The following is a 22,901-nucleotide window of genomic DNA, read 5'->3' as shown; positions in this document are numbered from 1 at the left end:
CCGTATGATGGATAGTGCAGCCCCAAGGCAAGGCCTCAACCCGGACCTTAACTCAAGATTGAAACCCAAGATTTGCCGACTGTGACGAGCATGCGTTTCCTCATTCAATGGTCCGGCGCCGGGGTGCTCTTCGCGCTCTCGTTCGTCGTGGCTCATGCCGCGACCGGCGGCGAACCGCCCGCGGTCCCGCAGGTCGACATCGCGCCGTGCCTCGCGGCTGCCGCGGCCGACGATATTGACAAGGCCGTCACGGCCTGCGCCGCCGTGATCGACAATGAGAAGACGGCGAAGGCCGACCTGATCAAGGCGCTGATCGCGCGCGGCGCGCTGTTTGCCCGGCATGATCAGGTCGACCGCGCAATCGCTGACGACAGCCGCGCCCTGGAGCTCGATTCCGGTCTCGCCGATATCTTCAACGCGCGGGGCGAACTCTGGCTGAGGAAGGGTGACAAGCCCAAGGCGGTGCAGGACTTCGGCGCGGCATTGAAGATCGATCCGAACCACGAGAAGGCCAAGGTCAACCACAAGGCGATGGCGCGCGAGATCGAGCGGATCGGCGCGCAGATGGCGGTCGCGGGCAAGCCCAGCTTCATTTGCAAGGGTGCCCGCCGTCCCGTCGAGAAGGCGATCTGCGCCAACCGCGAGCTCGCTGATCTCGACCGTGAGGTCTTTGCCGCCAACGCGCGCGTGTTGCGCGAAGCCCGCAATGCAGGCGAAGCGAAGGCGCTTCAGCGCGAGCAGGACGATTTCATCGCCCGCCGCAACGCCGGTTTCGGCCGGCCGGGGTACGATTTGAAGAAGGCAATGCAGGAGCGGCTGCAGCGGCTCAACGGGGTGGACGGGTATTGAAGCTTTAGGGCCTCCGCAACCTCAGGCCCGGGCATGACGACTTCTCGTGAGAAGGGCGCTGGCGCGCCCCTGACTGGCTCAATTTTGAACCCATCGCGTCCCCGCCGCGACAATGGTGAAAGCCTGATGTCCCGGAGCCCTCTGCCATGTGCGGCACGCATCCTTCCGCGCAAATATTCTCGTTTGCCAAGATCTCGCTTCGCTCGCTCCTGCTCAGCGCGGCAATGAGCGTCGTTCTCGTCGCCCCTACCTCGGCCGGCGTCGATTGCGTGATGGGGAGCAAGGCCGCTCCGGCTGAGCTGATCCCGGCCTGCAGCGCCATCATTGACCAGGCCTCAAATCCATCCTCCGATCGCGCCGCGGCATTGCTGGTGCGCGCCGACGCCAATGCGCGGATCTCGGGCGGCCTCACACAGGCGCTGCGAGATATCGATCGCGCCATTGCGCTCGATGCCAAGAATGCAAAAGCCTGGCGCCTGCGCGGCGATCTCCTCCGCGAGGCCGGCGGCGATCTCAACCGCGCCGCGGCGGACCTCAGCAAGGCCATCGAGCTCGATCCGCAGGATTCGGAATCTTACGAGCTGCGCGGCGTCGTCTACACCAACCAGCGCCGGCTCGACCGCGCGCTTGCCGATTACGACCAGGCGATCAAGCTGAAGCCTGACAATGCACAGGCCTGGTCAGACCGCGGCGTGACCTATTATCTCGGCGGCGACAACGAGAAGGCGATCCGCGATCTCAGCGAGGCGTTGCGCCTCGATCCGAACCGGCCGCGCAGCTACACCAATCGTGGCGCCGCCTACAAGAAGCTCGGTCAGCTCGACAAGGCGGTTGCCGACGACGGCGAGGCGATCAGGCTCGATCCGAAGGTGCCCGAATATTACGACAATCGCGGGCTGTCGCTGGCCGCGATGGGCGAGTACGACAAGGCGATTACCGATTACGACCAGGCGCTGCGGCTGGCGCCGCGACCGAACTTCTTCACCAACCGCGGCGACTCCTACCACCTCAAGGGCGAGCTTGGCGCGGCGCTGAACGATTACGAGGCCGCGCTGAAACTCGATCCGAATTTCGCGCAGACCTACAATAACCGCGCCGTGCTCTACAAGAAGATGGGCGAACGCAGGAAGGCGCTGGCCGACTACGAGACCGCGTTGCGGCTCGATCCCGGCAATGACAACGCCGCCGCCGGCCGCCGCGCTATGATCGCGGAGATTGCGAAATTCGGCGGCGAGCCGCTGCGGCCGCTCGCTGCGAATTCCGGCAATGGCCCCTCGTTCGATTGTGCCACTGCGAAGCGCGAGGTCGAGAAGGTGATTTGTGCCGATCCGCAGCTGGGCGTGCTCGATCGCCAGATCGCCGAGACCTATGAGCGCGTGCTGAAATCGGCGGGATCGCGCTCGGCCAGCGACCTCCGTCGCACCCAGCGCGATTTCCTCGCCACCCGCAATACGAGCTTCGGCCGCCCGGGCTATGATCTCAGGAAGGTCATGCAGGAGCGGCTGCAGCGGCTCAATGCGATGGATAGCTGAACACTGTTCTTTTCAGCTTGAACCGTGGCCCGTTCCCGGGAAAATACCCCCCAAACATGGCCGGTACTTGATCCCTGTCATGGCGGGACGTTTGTCCTGCCACAAGGTCAGGGCCAGGCGAATAAAGGGAACGGGAGCGCGGGAATGAACGTCCGAGGAAACATCGACGGAAAGAGCCTCTATCACGAGGTTTATGCGCGCTCGCTGGCCGACCCTGAGGGTTTTTGGGCCGAGGCGGCCAAGGAGATCGACTGGATCGAGCCACCGAAAAAGATCTTCGATCCCTCACAGGGCGTTTACGGCCGCTGGTTCAGCGGTGGCGTCGTCAACACCTGCTACAACGCGCTCGACCGCCACGTCGAACGCGGCCGCGCCGACCAGATCGCGCTGATTCATGATTCGCCGCTGGCAAATAGCGTCACCAAATTCACCTACGCCGAACTGCTGGCCGAAGTGCAGGCGCTCGCCGCCATCATGCAGGATTTTGGTGTCGCCAAGGGCGATCGCGTCATCCTCTATATGCCGATGGTCACGGAGGCCGTGGTCGCGATGCTCGCCTGCGCGCGCATTGGCGCGGTGCACTCCGTGGTGTTCGGCGGCTTTGCCGCGAAAGAGCTCGCCACCCGCATCGACGATGCGCAGCCAAAATTGATCCTGTCGGCGAGCTGCGGCATCGAGCCCGGCCGGATCGTGCAGTACAAGCCGCTGCTCGACGAGGCGATCAGGCTTGCGGGGGCAAAGCCGAAGGCCTGCATCGTGCTGCAACGTTCGCAGCTCGTCTGCGCCCTCACGCCCGGCCGCGACTATGATTGGGCGGGCCTGCGCCGCAAGGCGATGAACGACGGAAAACAGGCGCCTTGCGTGCCGGTCGCCGCTACCGATCCGCTCTACATCCTCTATACGTCAGGCACGACCGGCATTCCCAAGGGCGTCGTGCGCGACAATGGCGGCCATCTCGTCGCGGTGAAATGGTCCATGTTCAACCTCTATGGCGTCAAGCCGGGTGAGGTCTGGTGGTGCGGCTCCGATATCGGCTGGGTGGTCGGCCACAGCTACATCGTCTACGGCCCACTGCTGCACGGCGCGACCTCGATCATGTATGAGGGCAAGCCGGTCGGCACGCCCGATGCCGGCGCGTTTTGGCGCGTGATCAGCGAGCACAAGGCTGTCGCCTTCTTCACTGCGCCGACCGCGTTCCGCGCGATCCGGAAAGAAGATCCGGAAGGAAAATTCATCAGGCAATACGATCTCTCGACCTTCCGCACGCTGTTCCTGGCCGGCGAGCGTGCCGATCCGCCGACGGTGGAATGGTCGGAGCAGCAGCTGAAAGTGCCTGTCATCGACCATTGGTGGCAGACCGAGACCGGCTGGTGCATCGCCGGCAACCCGGTCGGCTTAGGCCAGCTGCCGGTGAAGCACGGCTCGCCGACGGTGCCGATGCCGGGCTATCAGGTCGACGTGGTCGACGAAGCGGCAAAGCCGGTCGGTCCGAACACCATGGGCTCGATCGTCATCAAGCTGCCGATGCCGCCGGGCTGCCTGCCGACGCTGTGGAATCAGGACGAACGTTTCAAGGAAGCCTATCTCACCGAATTTCCCGGCTACTACAAAACGTCGGATGCCGGCTACAAGGACGAAGACGGTTATGTCTTCGTCATGGGCCGCACCGACGACATCATCAACGTCGCCGGCCATCGGCTCTCCACCGGCGGCATGGAGGAGATCCTGGCTTCGCATCCCGACGTCGCCGAATGCGCCGTGCTCGGCGTCAAGGACGCGATCAAGGGCGAGGTCCCCTGCGGCTTCCTGGTGCTCAAGGCGGGCGTGAAGCGGGCCCCGGCCGAGATCGAGAAGGAGATCATCGCGCTGGTGCGCGACAAGCTCGGTCCCGTTGCCGCGTTCAAGCTGGCCATCACCGTCGGCCGCCTGCCCAAGACGCGCTCCGGAAAGATATTGCGCGGCACCATCAAGAAGATCGCCGATGGTGAAGCCTGGACCATGCCGGCGACGATCGAGGACCCCAAGGTGCTGGACGAGATCGGCGATGCGCTGAAGGGGCGGGTGTGAGGTTTGCAATGGGGCTTGAATAGGCCGCATTTTTCCGCTCAATCCTCATCCTGAGGAGCGCGCCTGGCGCGCGTCTCGAAGGATGAAAGGCCCGCTGCTGCAGCTTGGCCTGCATGGTTCGAGACGCCCGCTGCGCGGGCTCCTCACCATGAGGATGAAGGGCCTGCCATGAATTCGAAGCCGTTTCTAGCGATTGCATTTGCGGGCCTCATTCTCTCCGCCTGCTCCGCGCGCTACCAGACGCCGGTGGCGATGGGCGGCGACGATGACGACGCGGTCTGCCAGAGTCGCGGCTATGCGGCCGGCTCGCCCGAATACGTGGCCTGCCGCAAGGACCGCGACGTCCAGCGCAGCGCCGCGACCACCCGCGCCGACCGCCGCCAGCGCGACCTCGGCGAATACATGCTGAACCATCCGGACCGGCCATGATGTAAGCTGCGGCATTATCCTGCCGCGACACATCTGCAACGCCGCAGCCAAATCGCAATCGCATTTGTCCTGATTTGATCGGCATCAAATCCTTCACCATTGCCTTTCTGCTCTGACGCTGATGTCGCGCAACGAAGCGCGCACAAGGCTGAAGGGGAATGCAATGGACGGAATGACAAGAAACATGGCGCGGCTCGCGGCGCTGGGTGCGACGCTGGTGGGAGCTCTTGCCTCGGCACAGGCTGCCGATTTGCCGATCTATAAAAAGGCGCCGCCGCCGGTAGAAGCCTTCAATCCCTGGATGGTACGTTTGCGGGTACTAGGCGTGTTGCCGGATGCGGGCGGCTCGACCGTCAATGTCGCCGGCGTTCCGTCGCTGTCGTCGCCGAATTCGGGCCTCTCGATCAGCGACCAGGTCGTGCCTGAGCTCGACATCAGCTATTTCTTCACCAAGAACATCGCGGCCGAGCTGATCCTCGGTGTCACCCGGCATTCGATCAGCGGCACCGGCTCGCTGGCAAATCTGCCGATCGGCAAGACCACGCTGCTACCGCCGACGCTGACCCTGCAATATCACTTCGACAATTTCGGCGCGTTCAAGCCGTATATCGGCGCCGGCGTGAACTACACCGTGTTCTTCAACAATTCCGCGGCCAACGCGCCGGCCGCGATCGTCGGTCCGCCCGCGATCGTCGCCACCGCCACGAGCCTGCATGTCAGCAACGCCTTCGGTGGCGCGGTGCAGTTCGGCTTCGACTACATGCTCGATCGGCACTGGGGCCTCAACGTCGACGTCAAGAAGCTCTGGTTGCGGCCGGACTATTCGGCGACGGTCAGTGGTCTGCCGGTTACCGGTACCGCGCATATCGACCCGTGGCTGGTCGGCGGTGGTGTGACGTATAAGTTCTGAAGTTTGGCGGGAGCACGCTGCCGCGCGACCGCGGACAGTTACAAACAAAAACGCGGCGGGTTGGCCCGCCGCGTTCGCATTCCCATTCGATGACCAACAGGGAGTGAAGGATTACTCCTCCTCCTGGTCCTGCTTCTTGCCGCCGAGCGTCTTCAGCTTGGCGAACACGGCATCGACGTTGAGATCGTCGCTGGACCGCTCCGCGGGTTCGTACTCGTCCTTCTTGGTGGTTTCTGAGGCCGGCAGCAGGGTGGCGCCGCCATAGGCTGCGTCGATCGGCTTTTCCTTGGCCGCGCGCGCGACCTCGAAATCGAGCTCGATCTGCGAGCAGAGGCCGAGGGTGACGGGATCAATCGGCGTCAGCTGGGAGGTGTTCCAGTGGGTGCGATCGCGGACACTGGCGATCGTGCTCTTGGTCGTGCCGACCAGGCGCATGATCTGGGCGTCCTTGAGCTCGGGATGGTTGCGCAGCAGCCAGAGGATGGCGCTCGGGCGTTCGTGGCGGCGCGAGACCGGGGTGTAGCGCGGGCCCTTGCGCTTGGGCTGCGGCGGCAGCACCACCTTGCTCTCCTGGAGGCGGAGTCGGTAGTCCGGGTTGTTCTCGCCCTTCTCGATCTCCTCGCGGGTCAGCTGGCCGTTGGAGAGCGGATCCATGCCCTTGATGCCCTGAGCGGCGTCGCCATCGGCGATCGCGCGCACCTCGAGGGGGTGCATTTTGGTGAAATCGGCGACCTGATCGAAGGTCAGCGCGGTGTTGTCGAGCAGCCAGACGGCGGTCGCCTTGGGCATCAGAGGTGCGTTGCTCATGGCAAATCTCCTTTGTGCTTCGCCCACCCCTTTGGAGGCGAAACCGGTGGTCATCAGCGATGACTGGGAATTCGCGCTATATAAGCCCGGAGGGGGTAGCCACGCAATGGTTCTGCTATAGATAGTGCCTTGACAGCGCCCGAAAGGGGGCCCAATTCCCTCTGAAGTCCCTGTAAGACCGTACCCAAGCCCTATTCATTCATCGACCGCTTCCCGCCCATTTGGCGAGGTGATTCGGTCCCGAGATCGCTCAATGTCAGCCAAACCAGACCTCAAGATCGTGCTTTGTTCTCCCCGTGGCTTCTGCGCCGGGGTGGTCCGGGCGATCGACACCGTGGAACGGGCGCTCGATAAATACGGCGCCCCCGTCTATGTTCGCCACGAGATTGTGCACAATAAGTACGTCGTCGATGGGTTGAAGAAGAAGGGCGCGATCTTCGTCGAGGAACTCGCCGAGATCCCGGAAAACACCACCGCGCCGGTGGTGTTCTCGGCCCACGGCGTGCCGAAATCGGTTCCGGCCGACGCCACGTCCCGCAATTTGTTCTCGCTCGATGCGACCTGCCCCCTGGTCACCAAGGTGCACCGCGAGGCCGCAATCCATTTCAAGCGCGGCCGCGAGATCTTCCTGATCGGCCATTCCCATCATCCGGAGGTGGTGGGCACGCTCGGCCAGCTTCCGACCGGCGCCGTGACCCTGATCGAGACCGCCGAGGACGCCAAGACCATCGCCCCGAAGGACCCGAACAACCTCGCCTTCGTGACCCAGACCACGCTGTCGATCGACGACACCGCGGAGATCGTGGCGCTCCTGAAGGAACGCTTCCCGAACATCAACGGGCCGCACAAGGAAGACATCTGCTACGCCACCACCAACCGCCAGCTCGCGGTGAAGAAGGTGGCGCCGGTGGTTGACGCCCTGATCGTGGTCGGTGCGCCGAACTCGTCGAACTCGCAGCGCCTGCGTGAGGTCGCCGAGCGCGAGGGCTGCCCGATCGCCGTGCTGGCGCAGCGCGCCACCGAAATCGACTGGAAGCGGTTCGAGAACATCACCAGCCTCGGCATCACCGCGGGCGCCTCGGCCCCGGAAGTGATCGTCGAGGAGATCATGGACGCGTTCGCCGAGCGCTTCACGCTGCATGTGGAGACGGTCTCGGCCGCGGAAGAAAACGAATTCTTCCCGCTGCCGCGTCAGGTGCGCCCCGAAGCCGCCGCCGAGTAGACCTTCATGGCGGTCTACACCGACGTTGCCGCCGACGAGCTTGCGGACTTCCTCAACCAATACGATCTCGGCGAGTTGCTCTCCTATAAGGGCATCGCCGAGGGCGTCGAAAATTCCAACTTCCTGCTGCATACGACCAAGGGGTCGTTCATCCTCACGCTCTATGAGAAGCGCGTGGCGAAGAACGATCTGCCGTTCTTCCTCGCGCTGATGACGCATCTGGCCGAGCACGGCGTCAACTGCCCGCTGCCGGTGAAGGGAACGGACGGCGAGGCGTTGCGCGAGCTGTCGGGCCGGCCGGCCGCGATCATCACCTTTCTCGAAGGCGTCTGGCCGCGCAAGCCGAACGCGGCCCATTGCGCCGGTGTCGGCGAGGGGCTCGCCAGGATGCATCTGGCTGGCGCGAATTTCGCGATCAGGCGTGCGAACGCGCTATCGGTCCCGGGCTGGCGGCCGCTGTTCGATGCGGCGTCACAGCGGGCGGACGAGGTGCAGCCCGGCCTGCGCGCGTTCCTGAGCCACGAGCTCGACTACCTCGAGAGCGGCGTCTGGCCGACGCAGCTGCCCGAAGGCGTGATCCACGCCGATCTCTTCAACGACAACGTCTTCTTCCTGGGCGACAAGCTCTCCGGGATCATCGACTTCACTTTCGCCTGCAATGATATGCTGGCTTATGATGTTGCGATCTGCCTCAACGCCTGGTGCTTCGAGCCGGATCATTCCTTCAACGTTACCAAGGCGCGGGCCTTCCTCAATGCCTATGGCCGCGTGCGAAAGCTGTCCGAGGCGGAAGAGGCCGCGCTGCCGCTGCTCGCGCGCGGCGCCGCGATGCGCTTCCTGCTGACGCGGCTGGTCGACTGGCTCAACGTTCCGCCGGGCGCGCTGGTTCGGCCGAAGGATCCGCTGGAATATGTCCGCAAGCTGCGCTTCCACCAGAGTGTTTCCAGCGTGCGCGACTACGGGCTGATGCCGTCGGGGCTGGTGGCGTGAGCGAGCTCCCGATTGTCACGATCTACACCGACGGCGCCTGCTCGGGAAATCCGGGGCCCGGCGGCTGGGGCGCGATCCTGAAGTTCGGCGACAAGGAAAAGGAACTGAACGGTGGTGAGCGCCACACCACCAACAACCAGATGGAATTGATGGCGGCGATCTCCGCGTTGGAAGCGCTGAAGAAGCCGTGCACCGTCGATCTCTATACCGACAGCCAGTATGTCCGTCAGGGCATCACCGGCTGGATCCACGGCTGGAAACGCAACGGCTGGCGCACCGCCGATAAGAAGCCGGTGAAGAATGTCGAGCTATGGCAGCGCCTCGATGCCGCGCTGAAGGCTCATGACGTGCGCTGGCACTGGGTCAAGGGCCACGCAGGCCATCCCGAGAACGAACGCGCCGATCAGCTCGCGCGCGACGGGATTGTGAAGGCGCGGTTGCAGGCGCGGGTGGCGGAGTAGCGCGGATCCGCGCTCCTTCCTCATGCTCCGCCGTCATCGTCCGGCTTGACCGGGCGATCCAGTACGCCGCGGCTCTCGATTTAACAACAACTGTCTCTGGAATACTGGATGCCCCGCTTTCGCGGGGCATGACAGTGTCGTTTGTGGCTGAAAGCGGCGGCCGCTTACAGCTGCCCGAGCAGCGTATCGCCGCCGGACACTTCGACCTTGCCCGGCATCGCCTCGAGGTTCAGCTTCTTGACCACGCCGTCCTCGACCAGCATCGAATAGCGCTTGGAGCGGATGCCGAGACCGTTGCCGGAGGCGTCGAGCTCCATGCCGATCGCCTTGGTGAAGTCGGCATTGCCGTCGGCCAGGAAGATGGCCTCGTCGCGCTGGTCGGTGTCGCGCTTCCAGGCGTTCATGACGAAGGCGTCGTTGACGGAGACGATTGCGATGGTGTCGACGCCCTTGTCCTTCAGGGCGTAGGCGTTAAGGAAGATGCTCGGCAGATGCATCTTGTGGCAGGTCCCGGTATAGGCGCCGGGCACCGCGAACAGCGCTACTTTCTTGCCCTTGAAGATGTCGTCGGTGGTCTTCACCTGCGGGCCTTCGGCCGTCATCACTCGGAATTTCGCCTCGGGCAGCTTGTCGCCAGTCTGGATCGCCATCGTCAGTCTCCCTGAAAATCGGTCCCGCTTTTTAGACCGTGCGGCGGCGCTGCACAATGTTGCCGGCACGGATAGTGACCCGGAGGCGGTGAGGGCGGGACCCTTCACCGTTATGTCATCAGCCGGCGAAACCGCCGCCGTCGAGGAAGGCCTGCTCGTCCGGCGTGGTGTCGCGGCCGAGCAGACGGTTGCGGTGGGGGAAGCGGCCAAACCGCCGGATGATGTCGGCGTGCTCCCGCGCGTATTTCAGGTTTTCGGCATTCTCGGTGTTTTGAAACAGCGCGACGCAGTGCAATTGGTCGGGCAGGTGCTCGGAATGCATGAAGGGCAGATAGAGGAATTCGAGCAGGACCGGGTCGATCCTTTGATCTGCACCCCGTGCAATGGCGCGGCGGGCGACGTCGCGCGCCAACGCGTCGCTGGCAAAGGCCTGCGACGTGCCCCGAAACATGTTGCGCGGAAACTGGTCGAGCACGATGACGAGCGCGAGTGCGCCCCCGTCGGTCGCCTCCCATGACGAAAGCTCGCCGGCGACCGCCTTCTGCCACAGCGCGAGAAAGCGGCGCCTGACCTCCGTGTCGAATGCGTCGTTGCGCTCGTACCATGCATCGCGGCCGGCCTCGCGCCAGAAGGCGAGGATGCCGGCCGGACTGATGTTGCTGTCGTCGGTCATGAACGAAAGAGGCGCTTACGCCGCCTCCGCCTTCTTCTCGTCGCGCAGCTGCCGGCGCAGGATCTTGCCGACATTGGTCTTCGGCAGGTCGGTGCGGAATTCGATGTGCTTGGGCACCTTGTAGCCCGTCAACTGCTCCTGGCAGAACTTGACCAGGGCCTCCGCCGTAAGGTTCGGGTCCTTCTTGACCACGAACGCCTTCACCGCCTCTCCCGACTTGGAATCGGGAATGCCGATGACGGCGCATTCGAGCACTCCGGGGTTGCTCGCGATCACTTCTTCGATCTCGTTCGGATAGACATTGAAGCCGGAGACCAGGATCATGTCCTTCTTGCGATCGACGATCTTGGTGTAGCCCCTCTCGTCCATGATGCCGATGTCGCCGGTGCGGAAATAGCCGTCCGCGGTCATCACCTTGGCGGTCTCCTCCGGCCTGTTCCAGTAGCCCGACATCACCTGCGGGCCCTTGGCGCAGATCTCGCCGGGCTGGCCAAGCGGCATCTCGTTGCCGTCGTCGTCGCGGATGGAGATCCAGGTCGAGGGCACGGGGATGCCGATGGTGCCGTTGAACTCGGGATCGGTCGTGGTGTTGCAGGTCAGCGTCGGAGATGTCTCCGACAGGCCGTAGCCTTCGGCGATGGAGCAGCCCGTGATCGCCTTCCACTGCTCGGCGACCGGGCGCTGCACCGCCATGCCGCCACCGTTCGAGATCTTTAGCTTGGAGAAGTCGAGCTTCTTGAAGTCGGGATGGTGCATCAGGCCGTTGTAGAGCGTGTTCACGGCGGGGAAGTTGTTGACCTGGTACTTCGCCAATTCCTTGATGAAGCCCGGGATGTCGCGCGGATTGGGGATCAGGAGATTGCAGCCGCCGGCGCGCACCGCGAGCAGGTAGCAAGCCGTCAGGGCGAAGATGTGATAGAGCGGCAGCGCGCAGACGACCATGAGTTGATCGACGTGCGGCGGCGCGGCCATCGCCGGCTGCAGCCAGGCGTCGTTCTGCAGGACGTTGGCGACGATGTTGCGATGAAGCAGGGTGGCACCCTTGGACACGCCGGTGGTGCCGCCGGTATATTGCAGGAAGGCGACGTCGCCGGGCGACAGCTTCGGCTTGTTGAAGGCCAGAGAGCGGCCGGCGGAGATCGCGTCGTTGAAGGACACCGCGCCCGGCAGCGACCAGGCCGGCACCATCTTCTTGACGCGGCGAACGACCAGATTGACGATCACGCCCTTGAAGCCGAGCAGGTCGCCCATGCTGCCGACGATGACGTGCTTGACTTGCGTCTTCGCGATCACCTGCTCGACGGTGTGGGCGAAGTTCTCCAGCACGATGATGGCTTCGGCGCCGGAATCCTTGAGTTGGTGCTCGAGCTCGCGTGGCGTGTAGAGCGGATTGACATTGACCACCGCGAAACCGGCGCGCAGCACGGCCGCGGTCGCGACCGGATATTGCAGCACGTTCGGCATCATGATCGCGACGCGGGCGCCGCGTTGCAGGCCTCGCCCTTGCAGGTAGGACGCCATCGCCAGCGACATCTGGTCGAGGTCGCGATAGCTGATCGACTTGTCCATGCAGATGAACGCCTTGCGGTCGGCGAACTTGGCGAAGCTCTCCTCCAGAAGGTCGACCAGCGATGAATATTGCGTCGGCTCGATATCGGCGGGGACGCCGGGCGGATATTGCTTAAGCCAGATGCGCTCCATGGAAACTCCCCTCATTGACCAGAGCCCGTTGTGTCTCGGGCTTGCCTCATTGCCGTCAGTATCGAGCCTGCCGGAACGGGTGGCAAGCGGTCGAGGCTTAAGACAAACGTCAGGGAGTGGCTATCGGAATCCTCGCAAATGGCGCTGCCGCAAGTGCGAAATGCTGCGCGGTCTCGGCTCGCGTCGGCCGTTAACTGTTGTTGGCCGGCTTGGCGGGCTTGGTCGCGGCCTTGGGCTTGGCGGGCTTGGCCGCCTGCTCACCGCTTGCCGCAGGCTTTGCCGCCGCATCGGGCTTGGCTGCGGCATGCTTGGTACCGGCCGGCTTGGCTGCGGATTTGCCGTCGGCCGGCTTGGCGGCCGCCATCGGCTTGCTGTCGGGCTTCGCCGCCGCCGTCTTGGCATCCTTCGGCTTGTCTGCCGCGTCGGGCTTTTTGGCGACGCGCGACTTCTTGCCACGCGGCTTTGGCGTGGCCTGCTGGTCGGCATCGGCCGCGACCGCCGCGATCAGCGCAGTCCCGGTGCGGGTCGGGCCGGTATACACCAGCACGGGCTCGGTCGCCGCCGGGGCCGAGGCCATCAGCTCGGAGGCCTTCATCAGGGGCGGCTGAAGCCCGGCCGTGAAGAAGGTGACCTGGGCTTCGCCGCCCGTGGCCGAAGCCGATCCGGATGTGCCGCCATTGGTCGCGATCAGCGCGTCGTCATCGTCGCTGGCCGGCCGCTTGCGATGGCCGCCGCACATGTCGTCACGCAGGTTCGGCGGCGACGCGTCGACCGGCACCAGCTTGTCCACGGTGCCGAGCGAGGGCCGGAGCCAGGTGAGATTGTCTTGCGAGAAGCCGCGCTCCAGCAGCTGCGCCGCCTTCACCGCGCGCGCGGTGCCGGAGTTGGCGCCCAGCACGACGGCGATCAGCCGGCGGCCGTTGCGGGTGGCCGATGCGACGAGGTTGTAGCCGGAGGCGCAGATGAAGCCAGTCTTGAAACCGTCGGCGCCGGGATAGCGGCCGATCAGCTTGTTGAAATTGCCGGTGACGCGCTTGCCGAAGCGGATTGCTGGAATATGCACGAAATACTCGTACTCGGGCAGGTCGCGCAGGAACGAGCGCGCGAGAATGCCGAGATCCCGCGCGGAGGTGATCTGTCCGTCGGCGGGCAGGCCGTTCGGATTGACGTAGCTCGTCTGCGTCATGCCGAGCTTCTGCGCGGTGTCGTTCATCAGCACCGAGAAGCCGTCGATCGAACCGCCGACGCCTTCGGCGAGCACGACGGCCATGTCGTTCGCCGACTTCACCATCATCATCTTGAGTGCGTTGTCGACGGTAAGCTGCGTTCCCGGGCGAAACCCCATCTTCGACGGCGACTGCGAGGCTGCCGTCGGCGACACCGTGAGAAGTGTGTCGAGAGTGAGCTTGCCGTCCTTGACCGCCTTCAGCGTCACATAGGCGGTCATGATCTTGGTGACGGAAGCCGGATACCAGGGAATGGTCGCGTTTTCCGCCTGCAGCACCTTGCCGCTGTCGGCCTCAATCAGGAGCAGCGCTTCGGCGCTCGCCGCGCGCGGCGCGAGCAATGCGCCGCATGCGAGGGCCGCGGCGAGCAGGTTGAACAGAGATTGACGAAGCAGCGGGCGAAGAGCGTGCACTATCCGATTCCGGTCCTTGGAGACCCGCCGGTTCCGGTCGGCTCTCGTGATCTGATGTTCGGTTCTGAAATCCAGCGCCGCCGCTTGCGGCGCCGCAAACCTATACCGGCTGGTGCGTCGGGAATAGGGGCATCAGCGGGGTATTCCGCAATGAAATAGGCCGAATTTCGACGATACCATGAGAACTTGCCAAAGCGGCTTGCCAAGGCGACTTACTAAGGCGACTTGGCTGCAGTCGCGGCAGCCTCAGCCGCTGTCACGCTGGCCCGTGCGTTCTCCTGAACCATGAACTGAGCCCTGGCGAGGTCGGCGAAATGGTCGCCTTTGGACACGAGTTCATCGAAAGTTCCGCTTTCGATCACACGCCCGTTCTCGAACACCAGGATGCGCGTGGCATTGCGGATGGTGGAGAGGCGATGGGCGATCACGAAGGTGGTGCGGCCCTTCATCACTTCGTCGAGAGCGGTATTCACCTTGGCCTCGGTGACGGCGTCGAGTGCGCTGGTCGCCTCGTCCAGGATCAGGATCGGCGGATCCTTCAGCAGTGCACGTGCGATCGACAGCCGCTGGCGCTCACCGCCCGACAGCATGCGGCCGCGCTCGCCGGCATTGGTCTCGAAGCCGCCGCTGCGCTCGATGAATTCGAGCGCCTGAGCGCGCTCCGCCGCCTTGCGCATCTCGGCCTCGGTGGCGTCCGGTTTGCCGACGCGCAAATTCTCCGCGATCGAGCGGTTGAACAGCAGCGCCTCCTGAAAGACTACGCCGATGTTCCGCCGCAGCGATGTCAGCGTCACCCCGCGCACGTCCATGCCGTCGATCCTGATGAAGCCGGACTGCGGATCGAAGGCGCGATGCAGCAGCGCAATCGCAGTGGATTTTCCAGCGCCGGTCGCGCCGACCAGCGCGATGGTCTGGCCGGGAAGCGCGGTGAAGGAGAGGTCCTCCACCGCCGGCCGCTTGCCGTCATAGGAGAAGGTGACGTCGTTGAATTCGACGAGGCCGGAGAGCCGACCCGCATCGATCGCGTCGTGCCGGTCGTGCACCGCAGGCACCGCATCGAGCACGTTGAAGAACTCGCGCAGCCGCGGGGCTTCCATGAACACGTTGTTGATGAAACTCACGACCTGCTCCAGTTTCTGGATCAGCAGCGTCGCGAAGCTCACGAACATCACGATCTCGCCGACCGAGGTCAGCCCCTGGTCGTGCAGCGCGATGCCGAAAGTGAAGATCGCGAGCACCGTGATCGTGGTGGAGGCGCGCGTGATGACGGTGACGAGCGCCCACCACGACAGCACCGGCATTTGCGCCGCTAGCAACTCGTCGGCGACGGAGCGCAGGCCCTTCACCTCGGAATCGATGCGCACGAAACTCTGCACCAGCGCGACATTGCCAAGGGCGTCGGAAGCGCGCGCGGAGAGCTCGCTGTAGTGCTCCTCCACCTCCATCTGCATGCCGAAGGTTCTGCGCACCACGAAGGTGGTCAGCGCGGTGAAGACGATGCAGAGCACGAACAGCAGGATTGCAAGCCGCCAGTTCAGGTAGAGCGACAGCGGCAGCAGCACCACGACCGAGAGGATCGCGGCAAAATGCTCTCGAAAGAAGCCGACCCATAATCGCCACAGCGCATCTGTGCCGTTCAGCATCACCTTCATCAACCGGCCCGAATGGGTGCCCGAATGGAAGGTCAGCGGCAGCTGCATGATGTGCTCGAAATAGTCCGTCAGGACCGCCTGCCGCTGGCGGTGGGAGAGCCGGTCGGCCTGCAACGCTACGACCGCGCTGCAGGCGATGGTGAACAGCCCGAACGCGACCCATGCAACCAGGAACGGCCAGGCCGAGTTGGAGCCTGCGACCGTCTTGCCGGAGAGCACATCGACGATTCGGCCGAACAGCACCGGCTCGGCGAATTGCGAGCCCGCAAGCAGGAGATTGACGATCGCGAGCAGCCAGCCCAGCCGTGCCTCCTTGCCGAGCAGCTCGAGAACGCGGGTGTAGAGGCGGAGAATGGGCATGGGCGAGGAGCTCGGGCGGATCGAACGGAGTGAGCCCATACTCTAATCAGGGATCGGCGGCGAGATATAGCGGAAGCTGTCGGTTTTGCTCAGTTGATCAACCGCCCTGCGACTGGCGGCAAGAACCCGCCGTCGAAGATATCGCCCGCCGCCGGCCGTTTGCGGAATTTGAAGTCCTGCGCGATCTGGTCGATCGCGCGGTCCATGCGCGCGGGGTCGATGTCGCCGAGGCCGTTGCGCCTGACCTCGTCGGTCAGGATGTTGTCGGCGAGGACGGTGCGCAGGCGCTCCAGCTCGAGATGGCGGTCGCCGTCCTCGATGCGGCTCGCGGCCTCGTCCGCCGCGCGCGCCGGCTCCTTGACGGTCGCGTTGATGCCGGCGATCAATGCGCGGACGAATCCCTTCACGGCGTCCGGCTTGGCCGCGGCGAAAGCCGGGTTGACCACGACGGCAAAGCCATAGGCCTCGCAACCATAATCGGCATAGCGAAGCGCGACGAGATCGTCGCCTGGCACGCCGCGGTCGCGCAGATTTACTGCCGAGAGATAGCTGAAGCCGGCGACGGCATCGACCTGTCCTGCGGAGAGGATCGGCTCGCGCACCGCGGCGCTGATCTTGTGGAATTTCACGTGAGCCGTGTCGATGCCGTTCTGCTGCGCCAGTGCCGGCCACAGCCGCATCGACAGATCGCTATCGGCAATGCCGACGGTCTTGCCGTCCAGGTCGGGCAGGAGGTGGATACCGCGGCTCCTGCGGGCGATGATCGCGTAGGGCGCGCGATTGAACAGCACGAACACCGCCTTGACCGGTGTCGCATCCTTGTCGCGGAAGCGGATCAGCTCGTTGATGTCGACGAGCCCGAGTTCGCTGTCGCCCTTGGCGACGCGCGCAAGCGCCTCCGGCGATCCGGCCGCGCTGCTGAAGGAGACGTTGAGACGTTCGGCGCTGAAGCTGCCGTCCTTTGCGGCAAGAAAGAACGGCGCCATGCTCGCATCGATAGGGCGGTCGAAGGTGAAGTGGATCGCAATGGAAGGCACAGCGGTCTCGGCCGCCGTGACGTCGCGCGCAGTCAGCACCGCAAGCGAGATTGCAGCGGCCAGCAGACCGCGAAGAGCGATTGTCGTGAATTCGAACATCAGTCGCGCCGGTCCGGTGTTATGATTTGGTGACGCTCGGAGCGCCGGCTGGCGACAAGCTTGTCCGCGCCAATATGAACGGCGGATGAGCGGCGGTTGCGTCACGATCACGCAACCCCGTTCAGCTTGTGTTGGGGTAGGGGAACCCAACATGGGATGCGGGTGTTTGAGAGACACGAGCCTGTCATCAGGCACCATTCGAGGTCCCAAGGAGGGTCCAGGACATGTTTGATAGATTTTCGGGATTTGTCGGCCGTAAGGCCGTTCTCGCTACCGCCGCGGTGCTGGCGCTGACCGCAATGGCTCCGACCGCTTCATACGCGGGCGGCCGTCATTGGCATGGTGGCGGCGGCGGTGCGGCCCTTGCCGGCGCGGCCATTGCCGGTGCTATCGGCACCGGCCTCGCAATCGCAGCGACCCGTGACGCCTACGCTTATGATGCTCCTGCTTATTACGGCGGCGGCCCGGTCTACTACGACGACGGTCCGGTCTATTACGGCGGCGACTCGTATATCGGTCCGCGCCCGTATCACCGTTGCGGCGGCCCATACCAGTCCGCGCAGGGCGGCCAAGGTAACCTTTCGACTTGCTACTAGCTTTGGCTAGCAAGTGTCGACTAGCCGGCCGTCGCTCTTGCCGCTACGGCCGGCTTTTTGCTTTTGCTGCCGTGCGTTAACGTCCCCGCCATGGGTTTAGAGTAGCTTCGCGTACATGAGTGATTCGCTTGAGCGGCTATATCTGGCTGTGCTCGCGGCCAGGGACCTTGATCCGGCAACATCGCGCACCGCGCGGCTGTTTCAGCGCGGCCCGTCCAAAATGGCGAAGAAGCTGGCTGAAGAGGCTATCGAGGTCGTCATCGACGCGGTCAACGGCGATAGCGAAGCCGTGATCCGGGAAAGCGCCGATCTGCTCTACAATCTCACCGTGCTCTGGGCCTCTGCCGGCGTGCGCCCTGAGGACGTCTGGCGCGAGATGACGCGGCGTGAAGACATGCTCGGCATCGCCGAGAAGCTGCCGAAGTCGGCGATGAAACTGCCCAAAGTTGCGTCACCCCGCGTCGCCGCAAGGCGGCCTATCGTCGCGCTCGAAGGCCGCACCACGCGCAAGCGCCACTAGTATTGGTACAAATCGGTCCCATCTCGGCATGGACAAATCCGTCCCATGGTGCTTCATCGCGGCGCCATGCTGAAACGTATCTACGACTGGTGCATCGACGCCGCTCACAAGCCTTACGCGCTCTGGATCATGGGCGCCGTGGCTTTCGCTGAAAGCTCCTTCTTTCCCGTCCCGCCGGACGTGATGCTGATCCCCATGTCACTGGCGCGCCCGCAACGCGCCTGGGTCTATGCGGCGATCTGCACTGCGACGTCGGTGCTGGGTGGCCTGTTGGGCTACGCCATCGGTGCGCTGCTCTTCGACTCGGTCGGCCATTGGCTGATCGAGGTCTATGGCCTCGGCGGCAAGGTCGACGCCTTCCGCGCCTCCTATGCCGAATGGGGTGCCGTGATCATCCTGCTCAAGGGCCTGACACCGATCCCCTATAAGCTCGTGACCATCACGTCCGGCTTTGCCGGCTACAATATCGGGCTCTTCATCCTGTGCTCGATCGTGGCGCGTGGCGGGCGCTTCTTTATCGTGGCGATCCTGCTCAACCGCTACGGCGACTGGATCCGGGTCAAGATCGAGAAGCATCTCGGATTGGTGGTGGCAATCGGCGCCGCGGTGCTCGTGCTCGGCTTTGTCGTCGCAGTCAAATTGATCTAACCCGAAGGCGCTTTGCCCCCGCGCCTCGTTCGGCTACGGTTGGCGTCATGATGCTTCGATCCGGCAATCCGGTCCTGCGACTGGGCACGCTGACATTTGCGGTGCTTTCCGTCCTGCTCGTTGCCGGCGGGACCGGATGGCCGCAATCCGCACCGCCGGCGCTCGGCTTGCAGGAGCAAGGACCGCAGGTCGCACCGGCGCCCTCGACAGCCCCTTCGTCGCCGCCGGCGCATGAGGAAAATCCCGGGCTGATCAACGAAATGGGCAAGCTCTTCGACAAGCTGCCCTCGATCCTGCCGCCGATCAAAAGCCCGAGCGAGACCATGAACGACTTGTCGCGCCTGGCCAAGCCGTCGACCATGGTGTCGGGACGCGTAGCCTGTCCGGCCTCGTCGAACGGCGCGCCCGACTGCAAGCTCGCCGCCGACAAACTTTGCCAGAGCAAGGGCTACACGGAAGGAAAGAGCCTGAATGCCGACTCCGCCGAAAAGTGCTCGGCCAAGGTTCTGATCCCGGGTAGGCAACGCAAACCGGATGACTGCCGCACCGACACCTTCGTCACCAGCGCGCTGTGCCAGAACTGAGGACGTCGCGCGAGCAAGCAAGGAGCGCCCATGAGCCGCACGGAGCAGGACTTTCTCGGACAGCGTGAGATCGCCGACGACATCTATTACGGCGTCCAGACCATCCGCGGGAAGGAGAACTTCCACATCACCGGCATTCCGATGAACCAGGAGCCTTACTTCGTGAAGGCGCTCGGTTACGTCAAGAAGGCCGCCGCCATGGCCAACCGCGATCTCGGCGCGGTGGACACCAAGGTCGCGGAAGCCATCATCGTCGGCTGCGATCGCGTCATCGCCGGCGATATGATGGACCAGTTCGTCACCGACTTCATCCAGGGCGGGGCCGGCACCTCCACCAACATGAACGCCAACGAGGTGATCGCCAATCTCGCGCTGGAATCGCTCGGCTTTGCGAAGGGCGACTACCAGCACGTCAGCCCCAACGATCACGTCAATTACGGCCAGTCAACCAACGATACCTATCCGACCGCCTTTCGGCTGGCGCTGATCCTGCGGCTCGAGAGCTACATGACGGCGCTGCGTCAGCTCCAGGAGGCGTTCTTCGCCAAAGGCAGGGAGTTCGATCGCGTGCTCAAGATGGGCCGCACCCATTTGCAGGACGCGGTGCCGATGTCACTCGGCGCCGAATTCCGCGGTTGGGGCACCACCATGGGCGAGGAGGTCGATCGCATCTCCGAGGCGCGCGCGCTGCTGCGCGAGATCAATCTCGGCGCCACCGCGATCGGCACCTCCGTCACCGCGGCGCACGGCTATCCCAAGCTCGCGGTCCGGCATCTGAGCGCGCTCACCGGCGTCGACTTCATCCTTGCAGGCGATCTCGTCGAGGCGACGTCGGATACCGGCGCTTATGTGCAGCTCTCCGGCGTCCTCAAGCGCACCGCGAGCAAGCTGACCAAAATCTGCAACGACATCCGCCTGCTCGCCTCGGGCCCGCGTGCCGGCTTCAACGAGATCAACCTGCCGCAGCTTCAGCCGGGCTCCTCTATCATGCCGGGCAAGGTCAATCCTGTCATCCCCGAGGTCGTCAACCAGACCAGCTTCCTCGTCATCGGGCTCGACACCACCGTGACGCTCGCGGCATCCGCGGGTCAGCTCCAGCTCAACGTGATGGAGCCGGTGATCTCGTTCGCGCTGTTCTTCTCGATTCGTACCATGGAGCGCGCGGTCAACAGCCTGCGCGAGAATTGCGTCGTGGGCATCACTGCCAATGCGGAGCACACCCGCAACATGGTGCTGAACTCACTGGGTATCGTCACGGTGCTGAAGCCGCTGCTCGGCTACAAGCAATGCGCCGAGATCGCGCGCGAGGGCTACAAGAGCGGCAAGTCGCTGCACCAGATCGTCGTGGTCGAACGCAAGCTGCTGACCCAGGAGAAATGGGACGAGATGTTCTCGTTCGAGCGGCTGATCAATCCGGATTTGCTTGCGTGATGGCGTCGTCCCGCGCTGAATTCCGCGGCTTGGAATTGCGGTAACGCCGTCCTCCACGGCACCAAAACGCAATACTTGACAGTGGAAAGATTGCCTTGTTGGTATGGCTCCCAGCTTCGATTTGACCGCCAACAGAGGATCGTCTCGCAATGTCCATGCCTGCCTTGTTCAAGGGGCGCCTGTCGATCCCCGTGATCGGTTCGCCGCTCTTCATCATCTCGGTCCCCGATCTCGTGATCGCGCAGTGCAAGGCGGGCGTGGTCGGCTCGTTTCCCTCGCTGAACGCGCGGCCGCCGGAGCTGCTCGACGAGTGGCTGGCGCGGATCACCGAAGAGCTCGCGGCCTATGACCGCGCGCATCCCGACAAGCCGTCGGCGCCGTTTGCGGTCAACCAGATCGTGCACAAGTCGAACAACCGGCTCGACCATGACATGCAGCTCTGCGCCAAGTACAAGGTGCCGATGATCATCTCGTCGCTCGGCGCGCGCGAGGAGCTCAATCAGGCCGTGCACGGCTGGGGCGGCATCGTTTTCCACGATGTGATCAACCAGAAATTTGCGCACAAGGCGATCGAGAAGGGTGCCGACGGCCTGATCCTGGTCGCGGCGGGCGCGGGCGGCCATGCCGGCACGATCTCGCCGTTGGCGTTCGTCGCCGAAACACGAAAATGGTTCGACGGCCCGATCGCGCTGTCGGGCGCGATCGGCAACGGTAAGGCGATCCGCGCCGCGCGCATTCTCGGCGCCGACTTTGCCTATATCGGCTCGGCCTTCATCGCCACCAAGGAAGCCAATGCGGTCGAGAAGTACAAGGAGATGATCGCGGGCGCGACGGCCGACGACATCGTCTATTCCAACCTCTTCACCGGCGTGCACGGCAACTATCTGAAGCCTTCGATTCTCGCCGCCGGTATGGATCCGGAGAACCTGCCGACGTCCGACCCTTCCAAGATGAACTTCGGCACCGACGCCTCCGGCGAGCGCGCCAAGCCGAAAGCCTGGAAGGAAATCTGGGGTTCAGGCCAGGGCGTCGGCAGCATCGACGGCATCGTCCCCGCCGCCGATATGATCGCGCGTTTCAAGAAGGAGTACGACGAGGCGGTCGATCCGCCGTTGTGATCGGTCTCGTCTCCCGGACGCGCTGCAGCGTGCAACGCTGCTGCGCAGAGCCGGGACCCATCGCCCAACATGGACCCCGGATCTGCGGCGCACCGCTGCGTGCTGCGCCGCGTCCGGGGAACGCCAGCAAGATCGAGTGAAGAATGACCCCCATCTACCGCGTCGACGGCGACAGCGTCATTACCAGCCCGGATGCCGCGGGCCCGTGGGACCGGCGTATGCAGCACGGTTCGGCGCCGGCCTCGCTGGTGACGTGGGCGGCTGAGCGCATTCCGACGCCAGTTGCAATGGACATCGCGCGCGTCACCATCGACCTGATGCGCCCGGTGCCGGTGGCGCCGCTCACGATCGCGACCGAGATCTTGCGCGAGGGCCGCAAGATCCAGCTCTGCGGGGTCAAGCTGCTCGCCGACGGCGTCCAGGTGGTTGGCGCCACCGTGCTCAAGATCAAGCGCCAGGCGCTGACGCTGCCCGAGGACGTCAAGGCGCTGCCGGTTACGCTGCCGTCGCCGGAGGACTCGCTGCTCGAGGACGGTCATGCCGCCACCAGTCCGTTCGTGCGATCGGTGTCGATGCGCGCCGCGCGCGGCCGCTTCGGGCAAGCCGGTGCCGGCGCGATCTGGTTTCGCGTCGACCATCCCCTGATCGCAGGCGAAGCGCTCTCGCAGGCGATGCGCGCCGTGGTCGCGGCCGATTTTTCCAACGGCACCGCCTCGTCGCTCGATTTCCGCGCCTGGACCTATATCAACGCCGACCTCACCGTGAGCTTTTCGCGCCAGCCGATCGGCGAATGGATCCTGCTCGACGGCGATTCCTGGATCGGTCCCGACGGCGCCGGGCTTGCGATGTCGCGGCTCGCCGACCGGCAGGGCTATTTCGGTCGCGCCGTGCAAAGCCTTGTGATCGAGAAGCGGTAAGGCTCCTTA

General features: G+C 64.2%; 22 protein-coding genes. 15 read left to right on the top strand and 7 right to left on the bottom strand.

Annotated elements, in window-relative coordinates; genetic code table 11:
- Nucleotides 1-90 precede the first annotated feature (90 nt).
- The 5 genes from BRA1417_RS0101095 (at nucleotide 91) to BRA1417_RS0101075 (ending at nucleotide 5,787) form a co-directional block, all read left to right on the top strand.
- Nucleotides 91-849 carry a tetratricopeptide repeat protein gene (locus BRA1417_RS0101095; protein WP_027514221.1) on the top strand — a complete coding sequence of 253 codons (759 nt, stop codon included), beginning with the start codon at nucleotides 91-93 and terminating at the stop codon, nucleotides 847-849.
- A gap of 146 nt (nucleotides 850-995) precedes the next feature.
- Nucleotides 996-2,381: a tetratricopeptide repeat protein gene (locus BRA1417_RS0101090; RefSeq protein ID WP_027514220.1), complete on the top strand. Its 1,386-nt coding sequence runs from the start codon at nucleotides 996-998 to the stop codon at nucleotides 2,379-2,381.
- A gap of 144 nt (nucleotides 2,382-2,525) precedes the next feature.
- Entirely contained in the window at nucleotides 2,526-4,448 is a 1,923-nt protein-coding gene (locus BRA1417_RS0101085) for a propionyl-CoA synthetase (protein ID WP_027514219.1), read from the top strand.
- Between the two features lie 168 nt (nucleotides 4,449-4,616).
- Entirely contained in the window at nucleotides 4,617-4,877 is a 261-nt protein-coding gene (locus BRA1417_RS0101080) for a hypothetical protein (RefSeq protein ID WP_007597509.1), read from the top strand.
- A gap of 163 nt (nucleotides 4,878-5,040) precedes the next feature.
- Nucleotides 5,041-5,787 carry an OmpW family protein gene (locus BRA1417_RS0101075; RefSeq protein ID WP_027514217.1) on the top strand — a complete coding sequence of 249 codons (747 nt, stop codon included), beginning with the start codon at nucleotides 5,041-5,043 and terminating at the stop codon, nucleotides 5,785-5,787.
- Between the two features lie 111 nt (nucleotides 5,788-5,898).
- On the opposite strand, the gene BRA1417_RS0101070 is transcribed toward BRA1417_RS0101075, so the two are convergent.
- Nucleotides 5,899-6,594, bottom strand: a complete 696-nt coding sequence (locus BRA1417_RS0101070; protein ID WP_007597507.1) for a DUF1013 domain-containing protein — start codon at nucleotides 6,592-6,594, stop codon at nucleotides 5,899-5,901.
- 253 nt (nucleotides 6,595-6,847) lie between these two features.
- Here BRA1417_RS0101070 and ispH point away from each other — a divergent pair, with 253 nt between their 5' ends.
- The 3 genes from ispH to rnhA are packed head-to-tail and all read left to right on the top strand — an operon-like array spanning nucleotide 6,848 to nucleotide 9,267.
- On the top strand, nucleotides 6,848-7,816 hold the full coding sequence (ispH, locus tag BRA1417_RS0101065; protein WP_007597506.1) for a 4-hydroxy-3-methylbut-2-enyl diphosphate reductase: 969 nt from the start codon (nucleotides 6,848-6,850) through the stop codon (nucleotides 7,814-7,816).
- A gap of 6 nt (nucleotides 7,817-7,822) precedes the next feature.
- Entirely contained in the window at nucleotides 7,823-8,806 is a 984-nt protein-coding gene (locus BRA1417_RS0101060; protein ID WP_027514216.1) for a homoserine kinase, read from the top strand.
- The gene (rnhA, locus tag BRA1417_RS0101055) at nucleotides 8,803-9,267 is read left to right on the top strand and encodes a ribonuclease HI (protein WP_007597503.1); all 465 of its coding nucleotides are present in this window, start codon (nucleotides 8,803-8,805) and stop codon (nucleotides 9,265-9,267) included. The genes BRA1417_RS0101060 and rnhA overlap by 4 nt, the downstream gene beginning before the upstream one ends.
- A gap of 164 nt (nucleotides 9,268-9,431) precedes the next feature.
- Here rnhA and BRA1417_RS0101050 read toward each other — a convergent pair whose 3' ends face one another.
- From BRA1417_RS0101050 to BRA1417_RS0101025, 6 genes are all read right to left on the bottom strand, one after another.
- On the bottom strand, nucleotides 9,432-9,917 hold the full coding sequence (locus tag BRA1417_RS0101050; protein ID WP_018453139.1) for a peroxiredoxin: 486 nt from the start codon (nucleotides 9,915-9,917) through the stop codon (nucleotides 9,432-9,434).
- A 118-nt stretch (nucleotides 9,918-10,035) separates the two neighbouring features.
- Nucleotides 10,036-10,590 (bottom strand): DUF924 family protein, encoded by a 555-nt coding sequence (locus BRA1417_RS0101045; protein ID WP_027514215.1) that lies wholly within the window; start codon nucleotides 10,588-10,590, stop codon nucleotides 10,036-10,038.
- A 15-nt stretch (nucleotides 10,591-10,605) separates the two neighbouring features.
- Nucleotides 10,606-12,291, bottom strand: a complete 1,686-nt coding sequence (locus BRA1417_RS0101040) for a long-chain fatty acid--CoA ligase (protein ID WP_027514214.1) — start codon at nucleotides 12,289-12,291, stop codon at nucleotides 10,606-10,608.
- 190 nt (nucleotides 12,292-12,481) lie between these two features.
- On the bottom strand, nucleotides 12,482-13,930 hold the full coding sequence (locus tag BRA1417_RS0101035; protein ID WP_027514213.1) for a D-alanyl-D-alanine carboxypeptidase family protein: 1,449 nt from the start codon (nucleotides 13,928-13,930) through the stop codon (nucleotides 12,482-12,484).
- Nucleotides 13,931-14,145: 215 nt separating this feature from the next.
- Nucleotides 14,146-15,942: a glucan ABC transporter ATP-binding protein/ permease gene (locus BRA1417_RS0101030; protein ID WP_027514212.1), complete on the bottom strand. Its 1,797-nt coding sequence runs from the start codon at nucleotides 15,940-15,942 to the stop codon at nucleotides 14,146-14,148.
- A gap of 89 nt (nucleotides 15,943-16,031) precedes the next feature.
- On the bottom strand, nucleotides 16,032-17,078 hold the full coding sequence (locus tag BRA1417_RS0101025) for an ABC transporter substrate-binding protein (RefSeq protein ID WP_027514211.1): 1,047 nt from the start codon (nucleotides 17,076-17,078) through the stop codon (nucleotides 16,032-16,034).
- Between the two features lie 224 nt (nucleotides 17,079-17,302).
- Here BRA1417_RS0101025 and BRA1417_RS0101020 point away from each other — a divergent pair, with 224 nt between their 5' ends.
- The 7 genes from BRA1417_RS0101020 to BRA1417_RS0100990 all read left to right on the top strand — a co-directional run bounded on the left by BRA1417_RS0101020 (nucleotide 17,303) and on the right by BRA1417_RS0100990 (nucleotide 22,892).
- Nucleotides 17,303-17,674, top strand: a complete 372-nt coding sequence (locus BRA1417_RS0101020) for a hypothetical protein (protein ID WP_027514210.1) — start codon at nucleotides 17,303-17,305, stop codon at nucleotides 17,672-17,674.
- A 115-nt stretch (nucleotides 17,675-17,789) separates the two neighbouring features.
- Nucleotides 17,790-18,194: a phosphoribosyl-ATP diphosphatase gene (gene hisE, locus BRA1417_RS0101015; RefSeq protein ID WP_027514209.1), complete on the top strand. Its 405-nt coding sequence runs from the start codon at nucleotides 17,790-17,792 to the stop codon at nucleotides 18,192-18,194.
- 45 nt (nucleotides 18,195-18,239) lie between these two features.
- The gene (locus BRA1417_RS0101010; protein WP_081747784.1) at nucleotides 18,240-18,842 is read left to right on the top strand and encodes a YqaA family protein; all 603 of its coding nucleotides are present in this window, start codon (nucleotides 18,240-18,242) and stop codon (nucleotides 18,840-18,842) included.
- A gap of 47 nt (nucleotides 18,843-18,889) precedes the next feature.
- On the top strand, nucleotides 18,890-19,426 hold the full coding sequence (locus tag BRA1417_RS0101005; RefSeq protein ID WP_027514207.1) for a hypothetical protein: 537 nt from the start codon (nucleotides 18,890-18,892) through the stop codon (nucleotides 19,424-19,426).
- A gap of 30 nt (nucleotides 19,427-19,456) precedes the next feature.
- Entirely contained in the window at nucleotides 19,457-20,857 is a 1,401-nt protein-coding gene (locus BRA1417_RS0101000) for an aspartate ammonia-lyase (RefSeq protein WP_027514206.1), read from the top strand.
- Between the two features lie 149 nt (nucleotides 20,858-21,006).
- Nucleotides 21,007-21,975 (top strand): nitronate monooxygenase family protein, encoded by a 969-nt coding sequence (locus BRA1417_RS0100995; RefSeq protein ID WP_027514205.1) that lies wholly within the window; start codon nucleotides 21,007-21,009, stop codon nucleotides 21,973-21,975.
- Between the two features lie 143 nt (nucleotides 21,976-22,118).
- Entirely contained in the window at nucleotides 22,119-22,892 is a 774-nt protein-coding gene (locus BRA1417_RS0100990; RefSeq protein WP_027514204.1) for a thioesterase family protein, read from the top strand.
- Nucleotides 22,893-22,901: the final 9 nt, after the last annotated feature.

The organism is Bradyrhizobium sp. WSM1417 (assembly GCF_000515415.1).
Taxonomy (GTDB): Bacteria; Pseudomonadota; Alphaproteobacteria; order Rhizobiales; family Xanthobacteraceae; genus Bradyrhizobium.
The sequence above is the reverse complement of the archived record's forward strand: the minus strand, read 5'-3'. Positions and strand labels throughout refer to the sequence as shown.